This is a genomic window from Methylibium petroleiphilum PM1 (genome assembly GCF_000015725.1).
In the GTDB taxonomy this organism is placed as follows: Bacteria; Pseudomonadota; Gammaproteobacteria; order Burkholderiales; family Burkholderiaceae_C; genus Methylibium; species Methylibium petroleiphilum.
The window spans coordinates 67,914-92,892 of the sequence record NC_008825.1 but is presented as its reverse complement, the minus strand read 5'-3'; the positions used below and the strand labels follow the sequence as shown (position 1 = coordinate 92,892).

Below are 24,979 nucleotides of genomic sequence, written 5' to 3'. Positions count from 1 at the left end.
GCCGCGCCCGGCGGCGACGACATTGAAGGCACACGCTTAACGGAGGCCTTCATGATGCTCAGCTTCACCCCCCGCCTGTTCGCCCGCAAGACCTCGGCGCTGGCCCTGGTGCGGGCGCGCCGCGCCGCACGCGAGGACGACCGTGCAGCGGCTGCCGAGGACGGCCTGCCGGCCTGCGGCTGGTTCGATTCGAGCTACGAGCTGCGTCGCGGCCTCGCCGTCACCGAGCACGGCGGCCTGGAAGACGGCGCGACGGTGGCACTGGCCGTCGCGGTGTGGTTGCACTGAAGATGCGGGGCGGCTCTCCGGCAGGCATGATGCGCGCCGAGGAGTCCACCGCATGAGCCCACCGCTTCCCTCCGGCCTGTTCGACACCGCCACCGATGGCGCGCCACGCTGCACCTGGTGCGCGGCCACGCCGGCCTACCAGCACTACCACGACCACGAATGGGGCTTCCCGGTCACCGACGACCGGCGGCTGTTCGAGAAACTCTGCCTCGAAGGCTTCCAGGCCGGCCTGAGCTGGCTCACCATCCTGAACAAGCGCGAGAATTTCCGCGCCGCGTTCGCCGACTTCGATGCCGAGCGGCTGTCGCGCTACACCGGGCGCGATGTCGAGCGGCTGCTGGGCGACGCCGGCATCGTGCGCCACCGCGGCAAGATCGAGTCGACTCTCAACAACGCCCGCCGTGTGATCGAGTTGCGCGCCGAGTTTGGTTCGCTGGCGGCCTACGCCTGGCGCCATGAGCCGGCGCCCGCCTCGCGCCCCCGCCGCATGACGCTCGAGACACTGAAGACGCAGACCACCTCGCCCGAGTCGGTGGCGATGAGCAAGGACCTGAAGCGGCGCGGCTGGAGCTTCGTCGGCCCGACCACGGTCTACGCGTTCATGCAGGCGATGGGGCTGGTCAACGACCACCTCGACGGCTGCCACGTGCGCGAACGAGCGCTGCAGGCGCGGCGCGGACTGCAGCCGCCGCGCTGACGGCCGGGGCCCGGCCCGCTCAGCCGGGCGGCCGCAGGCGGTGCAGATCGGCCCGCGTGAAGAGCACGTCGCGATCCGACAACGCCTTGGCCAGCCGCTGCACCATCCCATGCGTTCCCGATGGCGCGGCGACCACGGGCATCAGCGTCAGCCAGCCCGCCAGCCCGACCACCAGCCAGTGCTTCGGCAGCGGCGGCGGATGACGGGTCTCGAGCATCAGCGCGACCGCGCTCGCCGCCCCGCCCACCGCAAAGCCCAGCACGACCTCCGACACCGAGTGCGCGCCGATGACGACGCGCGACAGCGAAATCACCGCCGCCAGCGCATAGCCGGCGACGATCGCCCAGCGCGGCGGCACCGCGGCCGGGCTGGCCAGCGTGCGCGCCAGCACCGGGTAGATCGCGGCGGCCAGCATCGAGTGCCCCGACAGGCCGGTGAAGTCGAGCGCCTCGATGCCGAGGCCCCATCCCATGAACGCGACCTTGGTCACCAGCGTGAGGAAGGCTGCGGAGCCCAGCAGCAGCAGCCACGCGAACAGGGGCCGCCGGCTCGGCGTGGCCCACCACCACCACGCAGCAGCCAGGAGGGCCATCGGGATCACGATGCCGGATTCTCCGAATCGGGTGAGCCAGTGCCAGGAGGCGTGTGCGAATGTCATCGGGCGTGTGGGGAGATCGATCGAGCGTCGCCGGTTCGAGGTGCCAGGAAAAACAAACGGGCCGCGCCGCAAGGCACGGCCCGCGCGAAACGCGGGGCAAGGATCACGCCGCGCTCAGATGCCGAGGATCTTCTTCGCGTCGCCCAGCGCCTTCATCGACTCGTCGTGCTTGCCGGCCTTGTGCGCGGCCTCGCCTTCGCTGCGCAGGGCCTTGACCTTGGCCAGGTCGGCCTCGCCCAGATTCGGTGAACTGGCGAGCTTGGCGTCGATCGCCTTCATCTCGTTCGGACAATTGTGAGCCATGGCGGCGCCGGCCGCGACGGCCAGCACCAGGGGGAGCAGCTTCTTCATCGTCGGGTCTCCTGTGAATGAGGAATAGGCCACGGTCGGGGCCCGTCGGCACTGTAGTCCCGCGCTGGACTCCGTGCCGACGGCGGGGCGACAGCGCAGCGGGGGCCCTCCCTAGAATGCCCGCAATGACCGCCGTGCCTCCCGTTGCGCCCGCCCCCACGACGGCCCGCCCCGCCTACCGGCGCAAGCTGTTCTGGGTGGCCCTGCTGTATTTCAGCGAAGGCCTGCCGCTGGGGGTGTTCTTCGATCTGTTCCCGGTCTACTTCCGCCAGCAGGGCGTGAACCTCGCGGACATCGGTCTGCTGTCGCTGCTGGGCCTGGCCTGGACGGTGAAGTTCCTGTGGGCGCCGATGGTCGACTGGGCGCGCCGGCACCGCTGGTGGGTCGCTGCGGCCAACCTCGGCATGGCCGCCGTGATGATCGGCTTCGCCGTGTTCGGTCTCGCGCTCGGGCCCTGGGTGTGGGTGGCCATCGGCTGTTTCACCGTGCTGTCGGCCACCAACGACATCGCGACCGACGGCTACACGATCGAGCTGCTCGACCAGCGAGAGTACGGCCTGGCGAACGGCCTGCGCATCGGCTTCTATCGCGCCGGGATGCTGACCGCCGGGGTGTTGCTGATGGTGTCGGGCACGCTCGGCTGGAGCGCGGCCTATGCGCTCGGCGCGGTGGTGTTCGGTCTCAATGCCGGCATGGCGCTGCTGGCCCCGGCGGAGCGGCCGCGCGTCGGCGCACCGCCCAGCAGCGTGGGCAAGGAGCTCGGCCTGCTGCGCGCCCAGCCGGGCTTCCTGGTCGCGCTGGGGCTGGTACTGGTCGGCCTGCTGTGGCCGGTGCTGGGGCCGCTGGCCCGCGCACTGCAGTGGAGCGCGGTCGAGGCCGTGAGCACCACCTGGTGGTTCCGCGGCGCGCTGCCGGTCGGCCTGATGTTTGCCGGCGCGGCACTGCTGGTGCGTGCGGCGCGCGCACCGCAGGCGCTGGCGCTGCGCGACGGGCCGGTGTTCGGCGCCTGGGTCGAGCTGCTGCTGCGGCCCGGCATGGTGGCGGTGCTGGCCTTCATCCTGCTTTTCAAGCTCGGCGACGCGGCGATGGGTTTCATGGTCAAGCCGTTCTGGGTCGACGCCGGCTTCACGGCCGGGCAGATCGGCTTCGTCAGCGTGAACCTCGGGCTGGCGCTGTCGATCGCTGGCGGGCTGGTCGGCGGCTGGTACGTCGACAAGCGCGGCATCTTCCGCGGCCTGTGGGTGCTGGGTCTGTGGCAGGCGCTGTCCAACCTCGGTTACGCGGGAGCGGCCTGGTCCGTGCCGCTGCTGACGCCGGGTGCGGCCGCGACGATCGGCGTCGAGCCGCTGCACCAGGCCATCGTCTACTCGGCCAGTGCGCTCGAGAGCTTCACCGGCGGGCTGGGCACCGGCGCCTTCCTCGCCTTCCTGATGGGCATCACCAGCAAGGCGCGCGCGACCACCGAATACGCCATCCTGTCGAGCATCTTCGCCTTCAGCCGCGCGGTGGCCGGCTGGGCCGGCGGCATCGGCGCCCAGGAGCTGGGGTATGCCGTCTACTTCTTCCTGACGTTCTGGCTGTCGTTCCCGGCCTACCTGCTGTTGCCGTCGGTACGCCGGATGCTGGAACGCGAAGCCGCGCCCGGAGTCTCATCGCCATGAGCCAGTTCATCTCGTCACCCCGCTACCACTGCAGCCTGTGCGCCGCCTTCGCGCGACTGAACGCACCGGAGAACGCCGTGGACACCCCTACGCCCGCCCGCCCCGGGCGTCGCCGCTTCAATGCCGCGCTGGCTGGCGCGGGCGCCGCGCTGCTGCTGCCGGCTGCCGGCGCGCGCGAGGGCGTCGATGTCGGCAAGCAGTCGAGCTTCTCGAAGCTGGTGCCGGCCGAGCAGGTCGAGCAGGCCGCGACGCAGCAGTACGCGCAACTGCTGCAGGAGGCCCGCAACAAGAACGCGCTGGTGGGCGCCGACGACACGCAGACGGTGCGGCTGCGCGCCATCGCGCGGCGCATCATCCCGTTCACGCCTGAATGGAACGGGCGCGCGCCCGGCTGGAAGTGGGAGGTGAACCTGCTGGCCAGCAAGCAGATCAACGCCTTCTGCATGCCGGGCGGCAAGATCGCCTTCTACACGGGCCTGATCGAACAACTCAAGCTGACCGACGACGAGGTCTCGATGGTGATGGGCCACGAGGTCGCGCACGCGCTGCGTGAGCACGCCCGAGAGCGCATGGGCAAGTCGACCGCCACCAACATCGGCCTGGAGATCGGCGCGGCCCTGCTCGGGCTGGGCAATGCCAGCCGCACCCTCGCCGGCATGGGCGCGCAGCTGCTGCAGCTCAAGTTCAGCCGCGACGACGAGTCCGAGGCCGACCTGGTGGGCATGGAGCTGGCTGCGCGCGCCGGCTACGACCCCCGCTCCGGCGTGAGCCTGTGGACCAAGATGGGCCAGGCCACCGGCGGCGGGGGTGGGGGCAGCGGCAACAAGCTGGCCGAGTACGGCTCCACCCACCCGCAGGGGCCGACCCGCATCCGCGACATCGAGGCCAACCTGCCGAAGGTGCTGCCGCTGTACGAGCGCGCGCCCAAGCCACCGCAACGCTGGGACGCCGGTTTGACCGACAGCGGTGACCGCAAGGCCACCAAGCCCGCCACGCCGACGCGCGAGCAGTCGCGCTGAGCGCAGGGGCGCGAGCGCGGGCGCTCAGACGTCGCGCACGTAGGGGTTGTGGCGCCGCTCGCGGCCGAAGCTGCTCTCCGGCCCGTGGCCGGGGATGAACACGATGTCATCACCGAGCGGCCAGAGCTGGGTGCGGATCGCCGCCACCAGCGTGTCGTGATCGCCCAGCGGGAAATCGGTGCGGCCGATGCCGCCAGCGAACAGCACGTCGCCGACGAAGGCCCTTTGGGCTTCTCGCGAGACGAACACCACGTGCCCCGGCGTGTGCCCGGGACAGTGCCGCACCTCGAGCTCGCAGTCGCCCAGGGTCACGCGGTCGTCCACGCCGCCGGGGCAGAGCCAGCGCGTCGGCGTGAACGGCTCGCTGGGGGGAAAGCCGAACATCCGGCTCTGCTGCGCCAGCCCGTCGATCCAGAACTGGTCGGCCGCGTGCGGCCCGATGATCGGCAGCGCGTCCTCGCGGGCGAGTTGCGCGGTGCCGCCCGCATGGTCGATGTGCGCGTGGGTCAGCCAGATCGCCTCGAGCGTGAGCCCCAGCCGCCGCACCTCGGCCCGCAGCCGCGGCAGCTCACCGCCGGGATCGATGACGGCGGCGCGGCGCGTGGCGTCGCACCACACGATGGAGCAGTTCTGCTGGAAGGCGGTGACGGGGACAGTGAGGTACTGGAGCATCGTATGACCGGGTTGCCGTGCGGCGTGCGCAAGCGCCCTCTCAAAAGACGGAAGGTCCGCGCAGTTTCGCTCGCCAGGGCGCCTCGATCCATCGATGGCAGAGCACCGATGCACCAACCGTGCCGAACAGGAACACGGCAACCACCGCCCACGAGGGCTTCCCGCCGAAGTAGCCCATCTTCAGGATCGTCACCCCTGACCAGTGGATGATGTAAAGCGCATAGCTGGCCTCACCGAGCGCGACCATCCAAGGCCTGAGGAGCAAGCCGCTCAGAACTGTATGTCCCGAGGCGACCGCGAGGATCAGAGCCGTGAACGGCAGTACGAAGCTACCGTACTTGACCGACACGTCGAGCAACCAGACCCAGCGATCGGGACCGGTGTAGTCCGGCATCCAGACACGCGCCGCGATGGCGGCGAGGGCCACCATGACGACCACATTGCGCGCCGATCCTAGCGAAGCGCCCCGGTGCCGGAGGCCGTCCGGCTGGTGTTGCATCCGTACGAAATACCACCCCGCCAAACTGCCGGCGACGAACTCACTGAAACGCAGCACCGGGTTGTAGACCAGCACGATGTATTGCGCCTCCGCACCGACCGCAACGACATAGTTCATCGTGTAGATCACCGCACCGTACAGCGCAATGCCGCCACACACGGCCAGAACGAAGGCGAAAGCGAGGCATGCCGTCGACCGCAATCGCCGACTCAGCCAATGCACCAGGAACGGAAAGCTCGCATAGAAGAAGAATTCTGCCGACACGCTCCAGGCCGGCGTGTTCCAGAACATCGCAAAAGGCACCGCAGGCACCCAGGCCTGCAGGCCGACCGCATTGAGCAGCCAAGAAGCCCAGTAGGTGGTCCCAACGGCGGCCAGTTGGCTGACCTGTGCGCGTTCGATGAGATGCCACGGTGTGTCGAGCAGCAGCCCGAACAGGTAGACCGGATAGAGACGCGCCACGCGCAGGCGCTGGAATCGCCAGAACGCGACGTCGCCGACCCCTGTGGCGAACCAACCGTGATAACGGTAGGTGAGGATGAAACCACTGAGGATGAAGAAAAAGGTGACGCCGTACTGCCCTCCCACGATGCCGCGCAGGACCCAGCCGGGCAGCGGACCCAGAAAGTCTCGGTAGTGCAGTACCAACACTGCGAGCGCTGCGATGAAACGCAGGCTCGTCAGCTCCGTCAGATCGGGAGGGGCGTTGGTCGCCCGCGTCGGCTCAGCGGCCTCGAGCCGCGTCATTGGAGCGCCCAGACCACGATCGACACCCGTTCACTTCCTGCCGACCAACCCGGCCACGAGCACCAGCGCGCCCACGCCGAGCAGCAGGTAGCCCACCACCGGAGCGGGCTTCTTGTGGTCGGTGGTGGTGATCTCCAGCGGGCCGAGCTTCGCCACGGTTTCTTCCTTGTCGAAGCTCAGGACGCCGGCCGAGATCAGCCCGCCCGCCACAAGCAACAAGACGCCGACGATCAGGGCCGTGGTGCGCATGAGAAATCTCCTGGGAAAACGCCGTGCAGGTTCACAGCGAAAGTTCGTAATCGACCGTCAACGGGGCGTGGTCGGAAAAGCGCTGCGCCTTGTAGACCGACGCCGAACGCGCCAGCGCGGCGAGCGCCGGCGTCGCCAGGTGGTAGTCGATGCGCCAACCGACGTTGTTGGCCCAGGCCTGGCCTCGATTGCTCCACCACGTGTAAGCCTCGCCCGTGTCGTCGGGTCGCAGCGTGCGGTGCACGTCGACCAGGCCCAGTTCGTCGAGCGCGCGGCTCATCCACGCACGCTCCTCGGGCAGGAAGCCGCTGTTCTTCTGGTTGCTCTTCCAGTTCTTCAGGTCGATTTCGCGGTGCGCGATGTTCACGTCGCCCACCAGGATGAACTCGCGGGTCGCCTTCAGCAGCTCGAGGTAAGGGTAGAACAGGGCCAGGAAACGGAACTTGGCCTGCTGCCGCTCGTCGGAGCTGGAGCCGCTGGGAAAGTAGCAACTGATGATCGACAGCTTGCGCTGGGGCGTGTCGAAGCGGGCCTCGACGTAGCGCCCCTCGGCATCGAACTCGGGCTCGCCGATGCCGGTGATCACGTCGCTCGGCGTGCCGCGCGTGTACAGGCCGACGCCGGAGTAGCCCTTCTTGTCGGCATAGTGGAAGTGGCCTTTCAGGCCGGCCACCTGGTCGAAACGCCCGCCCAGGTCGGCCGCCTGGGCCTTGAGCTCCTGCACGCCCATACAATCGATGGCGCTTTTCTCGGCCCATTCGACCCAGCCCTTGTTGGCCGCGGAACGGATGCCGTTGAGATTGAGCGAGACCAGACGCAACACGACGCACCTACCTATTTCAGATGTCCAGATGAGCACATTCGGCGGCCCGGGCACTGCGGCGCGAGACGACCTCGCACAGGACTTCGTGGCCTTCGCGGTCGAGGCCGGCGTGCTGCGCTTCGGCGAATTCAAGACCAAGGCCGGGCGCCTGTCTCCGTATTTCTTCAACGCCGGGCTGTTCGACGACGGCGCCAAGCTGGGCCGCCTCGCCGAATTCTATGCACGCCGGATGCAGGCTTCCGGCCTGGCTTTCGACATGATCTTCGGCCCGGCCTACAAGGGCATCACGCTGGCCGCCGCGGTGGCGATCGAGCTCGCCCGGCTCGGCCGCAATCTGCCGTATGCCTACAACCGCAAGGAGACCAAGGACCACGGCGAGGGCGGCAGCCTTGTCGGCGCCAAGCTGCACGGCCGCGTTGTGATCATCGACGACGTGATTTCGGCCGGCACCTCGGTGCGCGAATCGGTCGCGATGATCCGGGCCGCCGGGGCCGAACCCTGCGGCGTGGCCATCGCGCTCGACCGCCAGGAGCGGGCCACCGAAACCACTCAAGACGGAGTGCGCGATGCCGATCATTCCGCGGTGCAGTTCGTGCAGCGTGAACTCGGCCTGGCGGTCTGTGCGATTGCGACGCTGTCGGACTTGCTGCAGTATCTGGCGCGCCAGGCTGACCCGGCGCTGGCACAACACCTGCCACGGGTGCAGGCCTACCGGGATCGCTACGGCGTCTGAGACATGAAGGAACGGGGAGCGGGCGGGATGAGGATCTGTCGTGTGCGCGGACTGAACGCCGCCCTGATGCTCGGCGTGCTGGGGTCGCTGGCGGTGGACGCCTCGTCGCAGGAGGTCAAGCAGGGCAGCGCCATCTACACCTGCACCAATGCCGCCGGCCGCACCCTCACGCGCGACCGCCCGATCGCCGAATGCATGGACCGCGAGCAGCGCGTGCTCAACAGCGATGGTTCGCTGCGCACCGTGCTGCAACCCAGTCTCACGTCCGATGAGCGCGCGGCGCATGAGGAGGCCGAGCGCCGCAAGGCGCAGGAGCGCGCGAACAAGCAGGAGGCGATCCGCCGCGATCGCAACCTGCTGGCGCGCTTTCCGAACGAGGCCGCGCACAACAAGGCCCGAGATGCCGCGCTGAACGCCACGCGCAGCGGCATCCAGGCCTCGGAGCAGCGTTTGGCCGACCTGCAGAAGGAGCGCAAGCCGCTGCTCGACGAGGCCGAGTTCTACAAGGGCAAAAACCTACCGGGCAAGCTCAAGGGGCAGATCGAGTCGGTGGACGTGAGCATCGAGGCGCAGCGCGCGCTGATCGTCAACCAGCAGGCCGAGGTCGGTCGCATCACGGCGCTGTTCGACGCCGAACTGGCCCGGCTCAAGCGGCTGTGGGGTGGCGCCGATCCGGGATCGCTCGGCCCGCTGCCGCAGTCGGCGCTGGCCGGTCAGGCCGCGCCGCCACCCAAGCCTTGAGCCGCGCCGGCCGGAGGCCGCCGCTCTCCGCCGTCAACCGAGCTTCTTCTTGAGCAGCTCGCTGAGTTGCGTGGGGTTGGCCTTGCCCTTGCTCGCCTTCATCGCCTGGCCGACCAGCGCGTTGAAGGCCTTGTCCTTGCCGGCGCGGTATTCGTCCACCGACTTCGGATTCGCGGCGAGCACGGCGTCGACGATGGCGGAGAGCTCGCCGCTGTCGGACATCTGCTTCAGGCCCTTGGCGGAGATGACCGCGTCGACGTCCGTCTCGCCGTTCCACAGCGCATCGAACACCTGCTTCGCGCCGTTGTTCGAGATCGTGCCGTCGGCGATGCGGGCGATCAGCGCCGCGAGCGTCGCCGGGCTCACCGGGCTCGCATCGATGCCGAGTTCCTCGGCATTGAGCCGCCGCGACAGCTCGCCCATCAGCCAGTTCGCCGCCAGCTTGGCCGGCGCACCCGCCGCCTTCGTGGCCTCGTAATAGCGCGCCACCGCGAGGCTCTGCGTCATCATCGAGGCGTCGTAGGCGGCTAGGCCGTCCTCGCGCTCGAAGCGCGCCGCCATCACGCGCGGCAGCTCCGGCATTTCGCCGGTCACGCGCGCGATCCATTCCGGCGCGATCACCAGCGGCGGCAGGTCAGGGTCGGGGAAGTAGCGGTAGTCGTGCGCGTCTTCCTTGGTGCGCATCGCTCGCGTCTCGCCGCTGTCGGGGTTGAACAGCACGGTGGCCTGCCGGATCGCGAGACCGTCCTCGATCTGGTCGATCTGCCACTGGATCTCGAAGTCGATCGCCTGCTGCAGGAAGCGGAAGCTGTTGAGGTTCTTGATCTCACGCCGCGTGCCGAACGGCGCGCCGGGCCGGCGCACCGAGACGTTGGCGTCGCAGCGGAAGCTGCCTTCCTGCATGTTGCCGTCGCAGATGCCCAGCCACACCACCAGCGCGTGCAGCGCCTTGGCGTACTCGACCGCCTCCTTGGACGAGCGCATGTCGGGCTCGGAGACGATCTCCAGCAGCGGCGTGCCGGCGCGGTTGAGGTCGATGCCGCTCAGGCCGTCGAAGGCGTCGTGCACCGACTTGCCGGCGTCTTCCTCGAGATGGGCCCGCGTCAGCCGCACCTGGTGCGGCACGTCGGCCAGGTAGAACTCCACTGTGCCGCCCTGCACCACCGGCAGCTCGTACTGGCTGATCTGGTAGCCCTTGGGCAGGTCGGGATAGAAGTAGTTCTTGCGCGCGAAGATCGACAGCGGCGCGATCTGGCCGCCCACGGCCAGGCCGAAGCGGATCGCGCGCTCGACCGCACCGCGGTTCATCACCGGCAGGCTGCCGGGCAGAGCCAGGTCGACCGCGCAGGCCTGGGTGTTCGGCGCCGCGCCGAAGGCGGTGGGGGCACCGGAGAAGATCTTCGACGCGGTGGACAGCTGGGTGTGGGTCTCGAGGCCGATGACGACTTCGTAACCACGGATCAGCGCGGGGGCGACGTTCATGTCAGTAGCCCTCCGGCGTCCGGAGGTGGAAATCGGTGGCTTGCTGGAAGCTGTGGGCGGCGTGCAGCAGCTGCGCCTCCTGCCAGTAGTTGCCGATCAGCTGCAGGCCGACCGGCAGCCCCCCCTCGCCGAATCCCGCCGGCGCGCTCATGCCCGGCAGTCCGGCCAGGCTGGCCGGCAGCGTGAAGATGTCGGCCAGGTACTCGGCCACCGGGTCGGTCTGCGAACCCAGCCGGCGCGCGACGGTCGGCGCCACCGGACCGGCGATCAGGTCGCAGTGGGCGAAGGCCGCCTGGAAGTCGTCGGCGATCATGCGGCGCAGCTTCTGCGCCTGCAGGTAGTAGGCGTCGTAGTAGCCGTGGCTCAGCACGTAGGTGCCGATCATGATGCGGCGCTTGACCTCGGCCCCGAAGCCTTCGCTGCGGCTCTTGCGGTACATGTCGAGCAGGTCACCGTACTGCGCGGCGCGGTGCCCGTAGCGCACGCCGTCGAAGCGGCCCAGGTTGGAGCTCGCCTCGGCGGGGGCGATGATGTAGTAGACCGGGATCGACAGCTCGGTGCGCGGCAGGCTCACGTCGACCAACGTGGCGCCGAGCTTCTCGACCTCGGCCAGTGCAGCACGTACCGCCTGCGTCACGTCGCCGGCCACGCCGGCACCGAAGAACTCCCGCGGCAGACCGATGCGCAGGCCGTGCAACGGCCGGCCGGCGCTTGCACCGTCGCGCGGGGCACGCAGCAGCGCGGCGAAGTCGGGCACCGGCTGCTGCGCCGAGGTGGCGTCGCGCTCGTCGAAGCCGCTCATCGCGCCCAGCAGCAGCGCGCAGTCCTCGGCGCTCTTGGCGATCGGGCCTGCCTGGTCGAGGCTGGAGGCGAAGGCGATCATCCCGTAGCGCGAGCAGCGCCCGTAGGTCGGCTTGATGCCGGTCACGCCGGACAGCGAGGCCGGCTGGCGCACCGAGCCGCCGGTGTCGGTGCCGGTGGTGGCCGGCACCAGCCGCGCCGCCACCGCCACCGCCGAGCCACCCGACGACCCGCCCGGGATGCGCTCCGCGTCCCAGGGGTTGCGGACCGGCCGGATGGCCGAGTTCTCGTTGCTGCCGCCCATCGCGAACTCGTCGCAGTTGAGCTTGCCCAAGGTCACGGTGCCGGCCGCCTTGAGCTTCGCGACGACCGTTGCATCGAAGGGCGAGCGGTAACCGGCCAGCATCTTCGAGGCCGCGGTGCTGGGAAAGTCGGTCGTGACGAAGATGTCCTTGTGGGCCAGCGGCACGCCGTCGAGCGCGCCGAGGGTCTCGCCACGGGCGCGCCGCTCGTCGGCCGCGCGGGCCTGCTGCAGCGCCAGTTCGACATCGGTGCACAGGAAGGCCCCCAGGTGTTCATGGGCAGCAACGCGCGCAAGCAGGTGTGACGTGACTTCGGCAGTCGATACCGTCTTGGCGGCCAGACGGGCCGACAGGTCGGCCACGCCGAGCTGGTGCAGCTCGGTGCTCATTCGATCACCTTGGGCACGAGGTACAGCCCCGCCTCGACGGCCGGTGCGCTGAGTTGGTTGGCCTGGCGCTGGTCGACCTCGGTGACCGCGTCTTCGCGCAGCCGCAGCGCGACTTCCTGCACCGCCGACAGCGGCGTGTACAGCGGCGCGACACCGGTGGTGTCGACGGCGCGCATGCGCTCGACGATGTCGAAGAAGCCGTTCAGCTGGCTGAGCATCGCGGACTGCTCCGCCTCGCTGAGTTCGAGCCGGGCCAGCAGGGCGATGCGGCTCACGTCGGTGGGGGTCAGGGCCATGGGAGGGTCGAAATGGAGGGATGCAACGGCCCTGCGCCAGAGAACTGCCGCGATTCAACGCCGCTTTTCGCGGGCGTCGCGCTGGGACCGTGCGGTATTATCTTCGGAGTTCCTCACCCGGCCGGGATGGAGGCGTTCACTACGCGACGAGCGCAGTGGGGGCGCAGACATCGCGACCGGCCTGCTGGCCCAGATCGCTTCGAACACCGCCCCTCCCCATACCCAGGCGGCGCAGCCCTCGTAGCCCCCGGCTTCCTCGCTGCGGCGCCCTGCAGAAACGCCAAGACATGTTCGCCTCCCTGCGACGCTATTTCTCCACCGACCTCGCGATCGACCTCGGCACCGCCAACACGCTGATCTACGTGCGTGGCAAGGGCATCGTGCTCGACGAGCCTTCGGTCGTCGCGATCCGTCACGAAGGCGGCCCCAACGGCAAGAAGACCATCCAGGCCGTCGGCGCCGAGGCCAAGGCCATGCTCGGCAAGGTGCCGGGCAACATCGAGGCCATCCGGCCGATGAAGGACGGCGTGATCGCCGACTTCACCGTCACCGAGCAGATGCTCAAGCAGTTCATCAAGATGGTGCATCCGCGCTCGGTGCTCAAGCCCAGCCCGCGCATCATCATCTGCGTGCCCTGCGGCTCGACGCAGGTGGAACGGCGTGCGATCCGCGAGTCGGCGCTCGGCGCCGGTGCCTCCGAGGTCTACCTGATCGAGGAACCGATGGCCGCGGCCATCGGCGCCGGGCTGCCCGTCAGCGAGGCCACCGGCTCGATGGTGGTCGACATCGGCGGCGGCACCACCGAGGTTGGCGTCATCTCGCTCGGCGGCATGGTCTACAAGGGCAGCATCCGGGTCGGCGGCGACAAGTTCGACGAATCCATCATCAACTACATCCGCCGCAACTACGGCATGCTGATCGGAGACCCCACCGCCGAGGCCATCAAGAAGCAGATCGGCTCGGCCTTCCCGGGCTCCGAAGTGCGCGAGATGGAGGTCAAGGGCCGCAACCTCAGCGAAGGCGTGCCGCGCAGCTTCACGATCAGCAGCAACGAGATCCTCGAGGCGCTGACCGATCCGCTGAACAACATCGTCTCCAGCGTCAAGAACGCGCTGGAGCAGACGCCCCCCGAACTCGGCGCCGACATCTCCGAGCGCGGCATGATGCTGACCGGCGGCGGCGCGCTGCTGCGCGACCTGGACCGTCTGCTGGCCGAGGAAACCGGCCTGCCGGTGCTGGTGGCCGAGGACCCGCTGACCTGCGTGGTGCGCGGTTGCGGCATGGCGCTGGAGCGCATGGAGCGCCTGGGCAGCATCTTCACCTCCGAGTAAGTCGATGGCGCCGGCGCGAGCGCCCGAGCGCCGGGCCGCCCCAAGCCGGGCGCCATCCCCTCGGGGGATCGGCTGCGGCAAGCCGCGGCCCAGGGGCCCGATGTCGCACGTGGCCGGCTTCGTCGTTCACCGCCGAGCGCCATGCCTCTAGGCACCCTCGATCGCACTCCGCCGCCGTTCTTCAAGCAGGGCATGTCTGCCCTGACGAAGCTGGTGTTCTTCTCGGCCTTCGCGCTGTTCCTGATGGTGGCCGACACGCGCTTCAAGCTCACGCAGCCGCTGCGCGCAGCCCTGTCCACCGCGCTGCACCCGGTCGAGCGCGTGCTGCTGGTCCCGGTCCGCGCCTGGGACACGGTGCACGACTACTTCACCGGGATCGCCGGCGCGCGTGAGCGCGAGACGGCAGCGCTGGTGCAGCTGGCCGCCCAGTCCGAGGTGGCGGCGCGCGTCGGCCCGCTGACCGAGGAAAACCAACGCCTGCGCGAGCTGCTGGCACTGCGCCCGCAGTTCACCGTGAACACCGAGGCGGCCGAGGTGCTGTACGAGGCCGCCGATCCCTACTCGCGCAAGATCGTGATCGACCGCGGTGCGACGCACGGCGTGGCGCCTGCCTCGCCGGTGATCGACGCCGCGGGGGTGCTCGGCCAGGTCACGCGCGTCTACCCTCTGGCGTCGGAGGTGACGCTGCTGACCGACAAGGACGCGGCGATCCCGGTGCTGAACGTCCGCACGCAGGCTCGAGCGGCCGCCTACGGCGATCCGTCCACCGTGGCCGCCGGCGCCGGCATGGAACTGCGCTTCCTCGCCAGCAATGCCGACATCGAGCCGGGCGATGTGCTGAACACCTCGGGCGTCGACGGCGTCTACCCGCCCGGGCTGTCGGTGGCCAAGGTGGTCGCGGTCGATCGGCGCGCCGGCACTACCTTCGCGAAGGTCACGCTGGCCCCGGCGGCGCGGCCCGACAGCGTGCGCCACGTGCTGGTGCTGCAGCCGCTCGGCCTGCAGCTGCCGCCCCGCCCCACCGAGCCGGCGGCCAGCGAAGCCGCGCCGCGGCGCCGACCGGGAGCACGCCGATGATCATGCCGCGCAGTTCCGACCAGCTGCTGCTGCCGGTCAACCCGGTGTTCATGTGGGGTTCGCTGCTGCTGGCCCTCACCTTCAACCTCATCCCGTTCGGCCGCGTCAACGCGATGCCCGACGTGCTGGCGCTGGCGCTGGTGTTCTGGAACGTGCACCAGCCGCGCCGCGTGGGCATCGGCGCGGCCTTCGTGTTCGGCCTGTTGATGGACGTGCACCAGGGCGCGCTGCTGGGCCAGCACGCGCTGGCCTACACGCTGCTGAGCTTCTTCGCCACCACCATCCACCGCCGCCTGCTGTGGTTCTCGGTGCTCGGGCAGGCGCTGCAGGTGCTGCCGCTGTTCGTCGCGGCGCACGCGGTCTCGGTGCTGGTCCGGCTGGCGGCCGGCGGCGTGTTCCCGGGGTGGAACCTGGTGTTCGCGCCGGTCATCGAAGCGTTGCTGTGGCCGGTGGCCGCCGTGCTGCTGCTGGCGCCGCAGCGCCGTGCGCCGGACCGGGACGAGAATCGACCGCTGTGACCGCAGCGCGGCAACGCCGGACAGGACCGTGACCGAACTCAAGAACGTCGACCAGGAGCTGGGCCGCTTCCGGCTGCGCCTGATCGCCGCCGGCGCGCTGGTGCTGTTCGGCTTCGGGCTGGTGACGGCGCGCCTGGTCACGCTGCAGGTGCTGCGGCACGACGAGCTGTCCACGCGCGCCGAGAGCAACCGCATCACGGTACTGCCGATCACGCCGAACCGCGGCCTGATCCTCGACCGCAACGGCGTCGTGCTGGCGAACAACTACTCGGCCTACACGCTGGAGCTCACGCCGTCGAAGATCGACGACCTGGAGGGCACCATCGATGCGCTGCAGGAAGTGATCGACATCACGACGCGCGACCGTCGCCGCTTCAAGCGCATGATGGACGACGCCAAGAGCTTCGAGTCCCTGCCGATCCGCACCAAGCTCAGCGACGAGGAGGTGGCGCGTTTCACCGCGCAGCGTTTCCGCTTCCCCGGGGTCGACATCAAGGCGCGGCTGTTCCGCAACTACCCCTATGGCGAGCTCGGCAGCCATGTGCTGGGCTACATCGGCCGCATCAACCAGGCCGAGAAGGACGCGATCGACGAGACCGACGATGCGGCCAACTACAAGGGCACCGACTACATCGGCAAGCTCGGCATCGAGCAGAAGTACGAGGCCGAGCTGCACGGCATCACCGGCTTCGAGGAGGTCGAGACCAGCGCCTCGGGCCGCGCGGTGCGGCGCCTGCGGGCCAGCCCGCCGACGCCGGGCAACACGGTGCGGCTGTCGATCGACATCAAGCTGCAGGCGATGGTCGAGCAGCTGTTCGGCGACCGGCGCGGCGCGCTGGTCGCGATCGACCCGCGCTCCGGCGAGGTGCTGGCCTTCGTCAGCAAGCCGACCTTCGACCCCAACCTGTTCGTCGACGGCATCGATTCGGAGAGCTGGAAGGAGCTCAACGAGTCGATCGACAAGCCCCTGCTGAACCGCGCCCTGCGCGGCACCTACCCGCCCGGCTCGACCTTCAAGCCCTTCATGGCGATCGCCGCGCTGGAATCCGGCAAGCGCACGCCGCAGCAGACCACCTACGACAACGGCGTCTTCATGTTCGGCAACCACCGCTTCCGCAGCCACGGTGACGGCGGGCTGGGCGTGGTGGACATGAACCGCTCGATCGTCAAGTCGAGCAACGTCTACTACTACCAGCTGGCCGCCGACATGGGCGTGGACCTGATCCACGAGCAGCTCGAGCCCTTCGGCTTCGGCCGCCGCACCGGCATCGACATCAACGGCGAGGTCACCGGCGTGCTGCCCTCGACCGAGTGGAAGCGCAAGTACTACAAGAAGCCGGAGCTGCAGAAGTGGTACGCCGGCGAGACCATCTCGCTCGGCATCGGCCAGGGCTACAACAACTTCACGATGCTGCAGCTCGCCACCGCCACCGCCACGCTGGTATCGGGCGGGCAGCGCTATGTGCCGCGGCTGGTGCGCGAGATCGAGGATGTGGCAACCCGGGAGACCCGACTGATGTCGGCCGAGGCGCTGAGTCCGCTGCCGTTGCAGCCCGATCACGTGGAGGTGGTCCGCAAGGCGCTGCACGGCGTGACGCAGGAAGGCACCTCGACGCGCGTCTTCATGGGGGCGAGCTACCCGAGTGGTGGGAAGACCGGGACGGCGCAGGCGGTCGGCATTCGCCAGGACCAGAAGTACGACAAGAGCAAGATGGCCGACTACCTGCGCGACCATTCGCTCTACACCGCCTTCGCGCCGGTCGACAACCCGCAGGTCGCACTGGCCGTCATCGTGGAGAACTCCGGTTTCGGCGCCGAGGCGGCCGCGCCGATCGCGCGGCGCGTGCTCGATTTCGTGCTGACGGGGCGCTACCCGAACGCCGAGGACATCGCGCTGGTCCAGAAGGGCCAAGCCGGTCCGCCGGTCGGCACGCCGCGACTCGCCGCCGAGGTGCCGCTGATGCCGTTCACGCCCGGCGCCGTCACGACCGCCGGCGGTGAGGCCGCCGCGGCGCCTGCCGCCCCCGCCTCCCAACCCGCCCCGGCGGCTTCGGCGCCCGGGGGAGCGGCGGCAGCCCCGCCGGCGAAGATCGCCCAGGCGCCGGCGCCGACAGCACCGGCCGAGGCCACGAATCGATGAGCACCGTGTTCGACAAGCGTCCGTGGTGGCAACGTGCCGCCACCGTGTTCATGGGCTTCGACGGACCGCTGGCGCTGGCCATCGTGCTGCTGGCGGCCGCGGGCCTGCTGACCATGTATTCGGCCGGCTACGACCATGGCACGCGCTTCGTCGATCACGGCCGCAACATGCTGCTGGCCGCCGGCGTGATGTTCATCGTGGCGCAGCTCTCGCCGCAGCGCCTGGCGCAGCTGGCGGTGCCGCTGTACGTGCTGGGTGTGGCGCTGCTGATCGCCGTCGAGCTGTTCGGCGTGACGAAGAAGGGCGCCACGCGCTGGCTCGACCTGCAGGTGCTGGTGATCCAGCCCAGCGAACTGCTGAAGATCGCCACGCCCCTGATGCTGGCCTGGTGGTTCCAGCGCCGGGAAGGCCAGCTGCAGGCGCCGGACTTCGTGGTGGCCTTCGTGCTGCTGGCGGTGCCGGTCGCACTGATCGTGAAGCAGCCGGACCTGGGCACTGCCATCCTGGTGCTGTCGGGCGGGCTGTACGTGATGTTCTTCGCCGGCCTGAGCTGGGCGCTGATCCTGCCGGTGCTGGGGCTGGGCGCGGTCGGCATCGGCGGGTTGATCTGGTTCCAGACGCAGATCTGCGAGCCCGGCGTCGACTGGGTGTTGCTGCACGAGTATCAGAAGCACCGCGTCTGCACCCTGCTCGACCCGACCACCGATCCCTTGGGGAAGGGCTTCCACATCATCCAGGGCATGATCGCCATCGGCTCGGGCGGGGTCACCGGCAAGGGGTTCATGAACGGCACCCAGACCCATCTGGAGTTCATCCCCGAGCGCACCACCGACTTCATCTTCGCGGCCTTCTCGGAGGAGTTCGGACTGGCGGGCTGCGTGGCGCTGCTGCTGGGCTTCACCTTCCTGATCTTCCGCGGTCTGATGATCGCGTCGGACGCGCCGACGCTGTTCTCGCGGCTGCTGGCCGGCGCGATCACGCTCAGCTTCTTCACCTACAGCATGGTGAACATGGGCATGGTGACCGGCATCCTGCCGGTGGTGGGCATCCCGTTGCCCTTCATCAGCTACGGCGGCACGGCGATGGTCACGCTGGGTCTCGCGCTCGGCATCCTGATGTCGGTGGCGCGCAGCAAGCGGCTGATGCAGAGCTGAACGGCCGGCGACGGACTCAGCGCGGCGGCTTGCGTGGACGCTTGATCCAGCGCGACAGGAGGGAAGGCAGGCGCGGCCGCGCCACGGCTGGCCGCGCCGCAGGTGGCGCGGGCACTGGCGAGTGCACCTCGGGTACGACGGGTGCAATGGTTGCAGCGGGCGGGGCGACCAGCGCCGGCTCGTCGACCGCGGGCATCGGCGGCGCTGCCGGAGGCCGCACCGCGCGCGGGCGGGGCGCGCGGCGCTGGCCGTTGCGGGCCGGCTTCTCGAGGAAGCTGCGCTCCACATCCAGCGTCGAGCGCACGCCGATGTCGTCGCCATGCTTCTTCAGCCACTGGTCCGCGGCCCGACGCCCGAGCTCGAACAAGCCGTCGAGGAACACCCGGTCGGTGTTGAACTTGCTGCTCGCGTTGAACGGCGCCAGGCCTTCGTCGTCGGCGATCATGTGCAGGCGCAGGTCCTTGTAGTGGCCGGCCTCCAGCCGGCCCTCGCGCACCAGGCGCGACACGAAGGCGATCGCGCGCATCTCGGCCACCAGGCTGGCGTTGAAGGTGATCTCGGACAGGCGGTCGATGATCTCGACACTGCGGGTCGGCGTCCCCTCGTGCTGCAGCGGGTTGATCTTCACCAGCAGGATGTCGAGCGTCTCGGTGTTGTAGATCAGCGGGTAGATCGCCGGGTTGCCGGTGTAGCCGCCATCCCAGTAGGCCTCCCCGTCGATCGTCACGGCCTGGAAGATGAACGGCAGGCAGGCGGAGGCCAGCAGCGCATCGATCGACAGGTCCTTGCCGGTGAAGACGTGGGCCTGGCCGCTGCGCACGCTGGTAGCCGTGATGAACAGCGGGATGTCGCAACGCCGCAGCGCGTCCTCGTCGACATGCCGCCGGGCCACGTCGCGCAGCGGGTTCAGGTTCAGCGGGTTGAACTCATAGGGGCTGAAGGCGCGAAAGAAGCTGTTGAGCCACTGGTAGCTCGGCAGCTTGTCGAAGTTGAAGCTGCTGCCGGCCGCACTGGCTTGGCTCAGCGAGAACGGCGAGAAGATCTGGCTGCTGGTGCTGACGTCGTGCCAGAAGGCCGTGAGTGCCGCGCGCGCGCCGGCGCGGCCGCCACGGGCATGTCCCGTCGCCAGCACGGCGGCGTTGAGCGCGCCGGCACTGGTGCCCGAGATCGCGGAGATCTCGACCGCGTCGTCCTCGAGCAGCCGGTCGAGCACGCCCCAGGTGAAGGCACCGTGGGACCCTCCACCCTGCAGAGCAAGATCGACGCGGCGCGGTGCGGCGGGCGAGCGGTTGTTCGGGTGTGACGGCGACTCTGGCATGGCATCTCCCGGCTGGCGTCCAGTCTACGCCGGCGCCCCGACGAATGCTGCATTGCAGCAAACAACCCTCCTTGGCGTCGGCCGGGACTAAGCCGGGTTGGCCGTCCCGCTGGCAAGAGGCGCGGCACGCGGCAGACGGTCGGCCGGCCAGGCGGCGAAGCGCACGGTGAAGCGCGCGCCGGGGCTGCTGCCTTCAGGCACGGGGCCTTCGCGGGTGTCGTCCAGCGTCAACGTAGCACCGTGCTGTCGAGCGATCTCGGCGACGATCGCCAGGCCCAGGCCCGAGCCATCGACATCGGTCCCCAGGGCGCGGTAGAAGGGCTGGAACACCAGTTCACGCTCCGCCGCGGGGATGCCGGGGCCGGAATCCTCGACCTGCAGCACCACGACCTGGCCGAACGGGTCGCTGACGACCCTCACCGTCACCGTGCCTCCGGGAGGGGTGTAGTGCAGGGCGTTGTCGACCAGGTTGCGGATCATCTCGCGCAGCAGCAGCGCATGGCCGAGCACGCTGCTGCGCTGCGGCTCGGCCGTCTCGCCGTCGGCGCCCGGTCCCTCGTAGCCGAGGTCGATGCGCTTCTCGAGCGCGCGCGGCACGAAGTCGCGGACGGTCTCCGTTGCCAGCCTCGCCAGCCGGACCTCGGCCACGCGGGCGGCGAGTTCGCGGTCCTCGGCGCGCGCCATCGCCAGCAACTGGTTGACCATGTGCGCGGCCCGCTGGCTCGACAGCGCGATCTGCTGCAGCGAGCGCTTCAGCGCCTCGGGCTCGCGTTCACCCGCGTCGATCTCGCGCTGCGCGATCTCGGCCTGGGTGCGCAGGCCGGCCAGCGGCGTCTTGAGCTGGTGGGCGGCATCGGCGAGAAAGCGCCGCTGCGTCGCCAGCGAGCGGTCCAGGCGCTCCAGCAGGTCGTTGATGGCTCGCACCAGCGGCGACACCTCCTCCGGCGCCTCCATCTCGTCGATCGGGCTCAGGTCATCAGCCGCACGGCGGCGGATGCGCTGCTGCAGCTCGTTGAGCGGCGCGATGCCGCGCGCCAGTGCCAGCCACACCAGCAGCACCGCGAGCGGCAGGATCACGAACTGCGGCAGGATCACGCCCTTGATGATCTCGGTGGCCAGCTGCGAGCGCTTGCCCAGGGTTTCGGCCACCTGCACCAGCGCCGGCGAGGTGGCGCCGGGAATCCGCGGCGCGGCGGGCATCGCCACCCACAGGTAGGCCACGCGCACGGCCTCGTTGTGCACCTCGTCGTCGCGATAGCGGACCTCTCCGACCGCCGCCACGTCGTCCTCGCGCGGGACCGGCAGCGTGTGATCGCCACCCACATACTCGCCCCGCGCGCCCAGCACCTGGAAGTAGATCTGGTCCGCCTCGTCGGCCCGCAGCAGTTGATCGGCTCCGGGCGGCAGAGCGAACGCAACGCGGCCCTGGTCGACGCTTACCTGCTGCGACAGCGCCCTCGCCATCTCGCCGAGCGCGCGATCGTAGGGACGGTTGGCGATGTTCTGGGCGACCAGCCAGGTCAGCGCGACACTCATCGGCCACAGCAACAGCAGCGGCGCGAGCATCCAGTCGAGGATCTCGCCGAACAGCGAGCGTTGTCCGCGCAGCGTGTTCATGCCCGAAGGCGCGCGCCGCGCAGCATGCCGGCTCAGCCCGCGATCTTCTCGAGGCAGTAGCCCAGGCCGCGCACGGTGGCGATGCGCACCGGGCCCTGCTCGATCTTCTTGCGCAGGCGGTGGATGTAGACCTCGATCGCGTTGTTGCTGACCTCGTCGCCCCATTCGCACAGGCGCTCGACCAGCTGATCCTTGCTGACCAGCCGGCCGGCACGCTGCAGCAGCACCTCGAGCAGCGAGAGCTCGCGAGCCGACAGCTCGATCATCTGGTCGTTCAGGTAGGCCACGCGCCCAGTTGCATCGAACGACAGCGGGCCGTGCTTGATGATGGCCGAGGCGGTGCCCAGGCCACGCCGCGTCAGCGCTCGCACGCGCGCCTCCAGTTCCTGCAGCGCGAAGGGCTTGGCCATGTAGTCGTCGGCCCCCAGGTCCAGCCCCTTCACGCGCTGCTCCACGCTGTCGGCCGCGGTCAGGATCAGCACTGGCGTCACGGTGCCGCGCGCGCGCATCTTGCGCAGCACCTCCAGGCCGTGCAGCTTGGGCAGTCCGAGATCGAGGATCACCAGGTCGAACTCGTGGTCGGCCAGCGCCGCATCGGCCTCGCTGCCGCTTCCGACCTGATCCACCGCATAGCCACCCTTGCGCAAGGTGCGCAACAGACCGTCGGCCAGCACCTGGTCGTCTTCGGCGATGAGGATCCTCATGGACGTGTCTCCCTCGGCGGCGCCATGGGTTTCGTTGTGGTCAGCGCCGGGTTCATTGTAGGGAGGGGCTTCGGAAGAGCCAAAAACTACTGTACAAATAACCAGTTTCGACCATAATCCCGAGCAAACCGGAGGCTCAGCATGGATGCAAGCGTCAAGACATTGAACACCGAAAAGGCCAAGGCCCTGCAGGCTGCGCTCGCGCAGATCGAGAAGCAGTTCGGCAAGGGCACGATCATGCGCCTCGGCGAAGGCGAGGTCATCGATGACATCGAGGTGGTGTCCACCGGCTCGCTGGGCCTGGACATCGCCCTCGGCGTCGGCGGCCTGCCGCGCGGACGCGTCATCGAGATCTACGGTCCCGAGTCCTCGGGCAAGACCACGCTCACCCTGCAGGTCATCGCCGAGATGCAGAAGCTGGCCGGCACCTGCGCCTTCATCGATGCCGAGCATGCGCTCGACTCGCAGTACGCCCAGAAACTGGGGGTCAACCTGCAGGAGCTGCTGATCTCCCAGCCCGACACCGGCGAGCAAGCGCTCGAGATCGTCGACGCGCTGGTGCGCTCCGGCTCGGTCGATCTGATCGTTGTCGACTCGGTCGCGGCGCTCACGCCCAAGGCTGAACTCGAAGGCGAGATGGGCGACTCCCTGCCCGGCCTGCAGGCACGGCTGATGAGCCAGGCGCTGCGCAAGCTCACCGCGACGATCAAGAAGTCGAACTGCATGGTGATCTTCATCAACCAGATCCGCATGAAGATCGGCGTGATGTTCGGCTCACCCGAAACCACCACCGGCGGTAACGCGCTGAAGTTCTATGCCTCGGTGCGGCTCGACATCCGCCGCATCGGCAGCATCAAGCGTGGCGAAGAAGTGATCGGCAACGAGACCAAGGTCAAGGTCGTCAAGAACAAGGTCTCCCCGCCATTCAAGACCGCCGAGTTCGACATCCTGTTCGGCGAGGGCGTGTCACGCGAGGGCGAGATCATCGACCTGGGCGTCATCGCCAAGGTGATCGACAAGTCGGGCGCCTGGTACGCCTACAACGGCGAGAAGATCGGCCAAGGCAAGGACAACAGCCGCGAGTTCCTGCGCGAGAACCCTGAACTGGCCCACGAGATCGAGAACAAGATTCGTGAATCGCTGGGCGTGGCGCTGCTGCCCAGCATCGAGATCGAAGTCCCCAAGGGCACCAAGCAGGCGGCTGCCGGCGCCTGAGGCGGGGGAAGCTCCGCGGGCTCGCGGCCGACGGAGGCGTCTCGTGGTCCGTCCCGCGCCCACCCTGAAGGCCAAGGCGCTGACCTATCTTGCGCAGCGCGAGCACAGCCGCATCGAGCTGCGACGCAAGTTGCTGTCACACGTCGATCGGCAGCGCAGGGCGGCGGGGTCATCGCCGCTGTCGGCCGACGCCCCTGCGCCGGCGCTGCCGACCGAGCAGGAGGTCGACGACCTGCTCGACTGGCTCGCGGCGAAGGACCTGCTCAGCGCCGACCGCTTCATCGAGACCCGCGTGAGCGCCCGCGAGGGGCGCTTCGGCAATCTGCGCATCCACCGGGAACTCGCGCAGCACGGCATGGCTCTCGACGCAGAGACCGCGCAACAACTCAAGGACAGCGAACTCGCCCGCGCCCGTGCGGTATGGGCCAAGCGTTTCGGCACGCCGGCCGTCGATGCCGCCGATCGAGCGCGGCAGATGCGTTTTCTGAGCGCCCGAGGCTTCAGCTCGGAAACGGTGGGCCGCGTGGTGAAGTCAGCTGGGCGCGAAGACTGAGCCAATCACACGCCGAGCATCAGCGCGATGTTCTGCACCGCGGCGCCCGACGCGCCCTTGCCCAGGTTGTCGAGCCGTGCCACGAGCACGGCCTGGCCGCGATCCTCGTTGCCGTAGACCCGCAACTCCAGCCGGTTGCTGTCGTTCAGCGCCTCGGCCTCGATCTTGCCGCCCGGCTCGGCCGTCACCACCTGGACCCATGGCTGACCGGCATAGCGTGCCCGCAACGCCGCCTCGAGGTCGGCCGGCTTCGGCCGCCCGTTCAGCAGATCGAGGTGCAACGCCACCTGCACCAGCATGCCCTGGCGGAAGTTGCCGACGCTGGGCACGAAGATCGGTCGACGCTCCAGCCGGCTGTACTGCTGCAGTTCAGGCAAGTGCTTGTGTTCGAGGCCAAGGCCGTAAAGCTCGAAGGATGGGGCGTCACCGGCCTCATAAGCCTCGATCATTGTTCTTCCGCCCCCGGAGTAACCACTCACAGCGTGCACGGCTACCGGATAGTCTGTCGGCAGCAAACCCGCATCGACCAAAGGGCGCAGCAACGCGATGCCGCCGGTCGGATAGCACCCAGGGTTGGCCACGCGGCGCGATGCCGCAACGGCGGCCGCTTGCGCCGGCAGCAACTCCGGAAATCCATAGACCCAGCCAGACGCCACGCGATGGGCCGTACTGGCGTCGACAATCTTCGGCCCCCCGCCCGGCAAGCTGTCGGCCAGCGCCACCGATTCGCGCGCGGCATCGTCATGCAGGCACAGCACCACCAGATCCACGCCGGCCATCAGCTCGCGCTTCGCACCGGCGTCCTTGCGGCGAGCGGGGTCGATGCTGACGAGCTCGATCCCGTCCGTCCCGGCCAGTCGCTCGCGGATGCCGAGTCCGGTCGTGCCGGCTTCGCCGTCGATGAAGATGCGGGCCGGGCGGGTGCTCATGGTGTGCAAGGAGGG

At 69.1% G+C, this 24,979-nt stretch carries 26 protein-coding genes; 13 read left to right on the top strand and 13 right to left on the bottom strand.

The window, feature by feature from the left end:
* Window positions 1–51 precede the first annotated feature (51 nt).
* Window positions 52–288 carry a hypothetical protein gene (locus MPE_RS00475; protein WP_011827699.1) on the top strand — a complete coding sequence of 79 codons (237 nt, stop codon included), beginning with the start codon at window positions 52–54 and terminating at the stop codon, window positions 286–288.
* 52 nt (window positions 289–340) lie between these two features.
* Entirely contained in the window at window positions 341–985 is a 645-nt protein-coding gene (locus MPE_RS00470) for a DNA-3-methyladenine glycosylase I (RefSeq protein WP_011827698.1), read from the top strand.
* Window positions 986–1,004: 19 nt separating this feature from the next.
* Here the strand turns inward: MPE_RS00470 and MPE_RS00465 are convergent, their stop codons facing one another.
* Window positions 1,005–1,643 (bottom strand): phosphatase PAP2 family protein, encoded by a 639-nt coding sequence (locus tag MPE_RS00465; protein WP_041929481.1) that lies wholly within the window; start codon window positions 1,641–1,643, stop codon window positions 1,005–1,007.
* 114 nt (window positions 1,644–1,757) lie between these two features.
* Window positions 1,758–1,994, bottom strand: coding sequence for a PA2433 domain-containing protein (locus MPE_RS00460; protein WP_011827696.1), 237 nt, complete (start codon window positions 1,992–1,994; stop codon window positions 1,758–1,760).
* Between the two features lie 125 nt (window positions 1,995–2,119).
* Here MPE_RS00460 and MPE_RS00455 point away from each other — a divergent pair, with 125 nt between their 5' ends.
* Together MPE_RS00455 and MPE_RS00450 are read left to right on the top strand one after the other, a co-directional pair.
* Window positions 2,120–3,655 (top strand): MFS transporter, encoded by a 1,536-nt coding sequence (locus tag MPE_RS00455; RefSeq protein ID WP_011827695.1) that lies wholly within the window; start codon window positions 2,120–2,122, stop codon window positions 3,653–3,655.
* Window positions 3,652–4,674, top strand: a complete 1,023-nt coding sequence (locus tag MPE_RS00450; RefSeq protein WP_011827694.1) for a M48 family metallopeptidase — start codon at window positions 3,652–3,654, stop codon at window positions 4,672–4,674. The genes MPE_RS00455 and MPE_RS00450 overlap by 4 nt, the downstream gene beginning before the upstream one ends.
* Before the next feature lie 24 nt (window positions 4,675–4,698).
* Here the strand turns inward: MPE_RS00450 and MPE_RS00445 are convergent, their stop codons facing one another.
* The 4 genes from MPE_RS00445 to MPE_RS00430 are packed head-to-tail and all read right to left on the bottom strand — an operon-like array spanning window position 4,699 to window position 7,664.
* The gene (locus MPE_RS00445) at window positions 4,699–5,346 is read right to left on the bottom strand and encodes an MBL fold metallo-hydrolase (RefSeq protein ID WP_011827693.1); all 648 of its coding nucleotides are present in this window, start codon (window positions 5,344–5,346) and stop codon (window positions 4,699–4,701) included.
* A gap of 40 nt (window positions 5,347–5,386) precedes the next feature.
* Window positions 5,387–6,592 carry an acyltransferase family protein gene (locus MPE_RS00440; RefSeq protein ID WP_011827692.1) on the bottom strand — a complete coding sequence of 402 codons (1,206 nt, stop codon included), beginning with the start codon at window positions 6,590–6,592 and terminating at the stop codon, window positions 5,387–5,389.
* A gap of 30 nt (window positions 6,593–6,622) precedes the next feature.
* Window positions 6,623–6,841, bottom strand: coding sequence for a hypothetical protein (locus tag MPE_RS00435; protein WP_011827691.1), 219 nt, complete (start codon window positions 6,839–6,841; stop codon window positions 6,623–6,625).
* A 31-nt stretch (window positions 6,842–6,872) separates the two neighbouring features.
* Entirely contained in the window at window positions 6,873–7,664 is a 792-nt protein-coding gene (locus tag MPE_RS00430; protein WP_011827690.1) for an exodeoxyribonuclease III, read from the bottom strand.
* 28 nt (window positions 7,665–7,692) lie between these two features.
* On the opposite strand from MPE_RS00430, the gene pyrE reads away from it, so the two are divergent.
* Both pyrE and MPE_RS00420 read left to right on the top strand, forming a co-directional pair.
* Window positions 7,693–8,397, top strand: a complete 705-nt coding sequence (pyrE, locus tag MPE_RS00425) for an orotate phosphoribosyltransferase (protein ID WP_011827689.1) — start codon at window positions 7,693–7,695, stop codon at window positions 8,395–8,397.
* Window positions 8,398–8,424: 27 nt separating this feature from the next.
* Window positions 8,425–9,138, top strand: a complete 714-nt coding sequence (locus MPE_RS00420; protein ID WP_011827688.1) for a hypothetical protein — start codon at window positions 8,425–8,427, stop codon at window positions 9,136–9,138.
* Between the two features lie 33 nt (window positions 9,139–9,171).
* Here the strand turns inward: MPE_RS00420 and gatB are convergent, their stop codons facing one another.
* Genes gatB through gatC form a run of 3 tightly spaced genes read right to left on the bottom strand, consistent with a single transcriptional unit; the run spans window position 9,172 to window position 12,408 of the window.
* Window positions 9,172–10,620 carry an Asp-tRNA(Asn)/Glu-tRNA(Gln) amidotransferase subunit GatB gene (gene gatB / locus MPE_RS00415; RefSeq protein ID WP_011827687.1) on the bottom strand — a complete coding sequence of 483 codons (1,449 nt, stop codon included), beginning with the start codon at window positions 10,618–10,620 and terminating at the stop codon, window positions 9,172–9,174.
* 1 nt (window position 10,621) lies between these two features.
* Complete coding sequence (gene gatA, locus MPE_RS00410; RefSeq protein WP_011827686.1) at window positions 10,622–12,112, bottom strand: Asp-tRNA(Asn)/Glu-tRNA(Gln) amidotransferase subunit GatA; 1,491 nt, start codon at window positions 12,110–12,112, stop codon at window positions 10,622–10,624.
* Complete coding sequence (gene gatC / locus MPE_RS00405) at window positions 12,109–12,408, bottom strand: Asp-tRNA(Asn)/Glu-tRNA(Gln) amidotransferase subunit GatC (protein WP_011827685.1); 300 nt, start codon at window positions 12,406–12,408, stop codon at window positions 12,109–12,111. Before gatC ends, gatA begins: the two co-directional genes overlap by 4 nt.
* Before the next feature lie 287 nt (window positions 12,409–12,695).
* Between gatC and MPE_RS00400 the strand changes: the two genes are divergently transcribed.
* The 5 genes from MPE_RS00400 to rodA all read left to right on the top strand — a co-directional run bounded on the left by MPE_RS00400 (window position 12,696) and on the right by rodA (window position 18,628).
* Window positions 12,696–13,739: a rod shape-determining protein gene (locus MPE_RS00400; RefSeq protein WP_011827684.1), complete on the top strand. Its 1,044-nt coding sequence runs from the start codon at window positions 12,696–12,698 to the stop codon at window positions 13,737–13,739.
* A 141-nt stretch (window positions 13,740–13,880) separates the two neighbouring features.
* Window positions 13,881–14,816 (top strand): rod shape-determining protein MreC, encoded by a 936-nt coding sequence (mreC, locus tag MPE_RS00395; RefSeq protein WP_011827683.1) that lies wholly within the window; start codon window positions 13,881–13,883, stop codon window positions 14,814–14,816.
* Window positions 14,813–15,334: a rod shape-determining protein MreD gene (mreD, locus tag MPE_RS00390; protein ID WP_011827682.1), complete on the top strand. Its 522-nt coding sequence runs from the start codon at window positions 14,813–14,815 to the stop codon at window positions 15,332–15,334. Before mreC ends, mreD begins: the two co-directional genes overlap by 4 nt.
* 28 nt (window positions 15,335–15,362) lie before the next feature.
* Window positions 15,363–17,474, top strand: coding sequence for a penicillin-binding protein 2 (mrdA, locus tag MPE_RS00385; protein ID WP_011827681.1), 2,112 nt, complete (start codon window positions 15,363–15,365; stop codon window positions 17,472–17,474).
* On the top strand, window positions 17,471–18,628 hold the full coding sequence (gene rodA / locus MPE_RS00380) for a rod shape-determining protein RodA (RefSeq protein ID WP_011827680.1): 1,158 nt from the start codon (window positions 17,471–17,473) through the stop codon (window positions 18,626–18,628). The genes mrdA and rodA overlap by 4 nt, the downstream gene beginning before the upstream one ends.
* A gap of 16 nt (window positions 18,629–18,644) precedes the next feature.
* On the opposite strand, the gene MPE_RS00375 is transcribed toward rodA, so the two are convergent.
* The 3 genes from MPE_RS00375 to MPE_RS00365 all read right to left on the bottom strand — a co-directional run bounded on the left by MPE_RS00375 (window position 18,645) and on the right by MPE_RS00365 (window position 22,267).
* A complete protein-coding gene (locus MPE_RS00375; RefSeq protein WP_011827679.1) occupies window positions 18,645–19,946 on the bottom strand; it encodes a patatin-like phospholipase family protein in 1,302 nt (433 codons plus the stop codon).
* An 87-nt stretch (window positions 19,947–20,033) separates the two neighbouring features.
* Entirely contained in the window at window positions 20,034–21,563 is a 1,530-nt protein-coding gene (locus MPE_RS00370) for a sensor histidine kinase (protein ID WP_011827678.1), read from the bottom strand.
* Between the two features lie 32 nt (window positions 21,564–21,595).
* Window positions 21,596–22,267, bottom strand: a complete 672-nt coding sequence (locus MPE_RS00365) for a response regulator (protein ID WP_011827677.1) — start codon at window positions 22,265–22,267, stop codon at window positions 21,596–21,598.
* A gap of 141 nt (window positions 22,268–22,408) precedes the next feature.
* Here MPE_RS00365 and recA point away from each other — a divergent pair, with 141 nt between their 5' ends.
* Window positions 22,409–23,482 carry a recombinase RecA gene (recA, locus tag MPE_RS00360; RefSeq protein ID WP_011827676.1) on the top strand — a complete coding sequence of 358 codons (1,074 nt, stop codon included), beginning with the start codon at window positions 22,409–22,411 and terminating at the stop codon, window positions 23,480–23,482.
* Between the two features lie 43 nt (window positions 23,483–23,525).
* A complete protein-coding gene (locus MPE_RS00355; protein WP_011827675.1) occupies window positions 23,526–24,035 on the top strand; it encodes a regulatory protein RecX in 510 nt (169 codons plus the stop codon).
* A 5-nt stretch (window positions 24,036–24,040) separates the two neighbouring features.
* On the opposite strand, the gene argC is transcribed toward MPE_RS00355, so the two are convergent.
* A complete protein-coding gene (gene argC / locus MPE_RS00350) occupies window positions 24,041–24,964 on the bottom strand; it encodes an N-acetyl-gamma-glutamyl-phosphate reductase (protein ID WP_011827674.1) in 924 nt (307 codons plus the stop codon).
* Window positions 24,965–24,979 lie beyond the last annotated feature (15 nt).

Coding starts and splice junctions, on each gene's coding strand:
- pyrE (WP_011827689.1), top strand. CDS start 7,693: ATGAGCACATTCGGCGGCCCGGGCACTGCGGCGCGAGACGACCTCGCA.
- mreC (WP_011827683.1), top strand. CDS start 13,881: ATGCCTCTAGGCACCCTCGATCGCACTCCGCCGCCGTTCTTCAAGCAG.
- mreD (WP_011827682.1), top strand. CDS start 14,813: ATGATCATGCCGCGCAGTTCCGACCAGCTGCTGCTGCCGGTCAACCCG.
- MPE_RS00435 (WP_011827691.1), bottom strand. CDS start 6,841: ATGCGCACCACGGCCCTGATCGTCGGCGTCTTGTTGCTTGTGGCGGGC.
- MPE_RS00460 (WP_011827696.1), bottom strand. CDS start 1,994: ATGAAGAAGCTGCTCCCCCTGGTGCTGGCCGTCGCGGCCGGCGCCGCC.
- MPE_RS00365 (WP_011827677.1), bottom strand. CDS start 22,267: ATGAGGATCCTCATCGCCGAAGACGACCAGGTGCTGGCCGACGGTCTG.
- MPE_RS00370 (WP_011827678.1), bottom strand. CDS start 21,563: ATGAACACGCTGCGCGGACAACGCTCGCTGTTCGGCGAGATCCTCGAC.
- MPE_RS00400 (WP_011827684.1), top strand. CDS start 12,696: ATGTTCGCCTCCCTGCGACGCTATTTCTCCACCGACCTCGCGATCGAC.
- rodA (WP_011827680.1), top strand. CDS start 17,471: ATGAGCACCGTGTTCGACAAGCGTCCGTGGTGGCAACGTGCCGCCACC.
- MPE_RS00470 (WP_011827698.1), top strand. CDS start 341: ATGAGCCCACCGCTTCCCTCCGGCCTGTTCGACACCGCCACCGATGGC.
- MPE_RS00375 (WP_011827679.1), bottom strand. CDS start 19,946: ATGCCAGAGTCGCCGTCACACCCGAACAACCGCTCGCCCGCCGCACCG.
- MPE_RS00465 (WP_041929481.1), bottom strand. CDS start 1,643: ATGACATTCGCACACGCCTCCTGGCACTGGCTCACCCGATTCGGAGAA.
- recA (WP_011827676.1), top strand. CDS start 22,409: ATGGATGCAAGCGTCAAGACATTGAACACCGAAAAGGCCAAGGCCCTG.
- MPE_RS00450 (WP_011827694.1), top strand. CDS start 3,652: ATGAGCCAGTTCATCTCGTCACCCCGCTACCACTGCAGCCTGTGCGCC.
- gatB (WP_011827687.1), bottom strand. CDS start 10,620: ATGAACGTCGCCCCCGCGCTGATCCGTGGTTACGAAGTCGTCATCGGC.
- gatA (WP_011827686.1), bottom strand. CDS start 12,112: ATGAGCACCGAGCTGCACCAGCTCGGCGTGGCCGACCTGTCGGCCCGT.
- MPE_RS00420 (WP_011827688.1), top strand. CDS start 8,425: ATGAGGATCTGTCGTGTGCGCGGACTGAACGCCGCCCTGATGCTCGGC.
- MPE_RS00440 (WP_011827692.1), bottom strand. CDS start 6,592: ATGACGCGGCTCGAGGCCGCTGAGCCGACGCGGGCGACCAACGCCCCT.
- MPE_RS00445 (WP_011827693.1), bottom strand. CDS start 5,346: ATGCTCCAGTACCTCACTGTCCCCGTCACCGCCTTCCAGCAGAACTGC.
- gatC (WP_011827685.1), bottom strand. CDS start 12,408: ATGGCCCTGACCCCCACCGACGTGAGCCGCATCGCCCTGCTGGCCCGG.
- MPE_RS00455 (WP_011827695.1), top strand. CDS start 2,120: ATGACCGCCGTGCCTCCCGTTGCGCCCGCCCCCACGACGGCCCGCCCC.
- MPE_RS00475 (WP_011827699.1), top strand. CDS start 52: ATGATGCTCAGCTTCACCCCCCGCCTGTTCGCCCGCAAGACCTCGGCG.
- argC (WP_011827674.1), bottom strand. CDS start 24,964: ATGAGCACCCGCCCGGCCCGCATCTTCATCGACGGCGAAGCCGGCACG.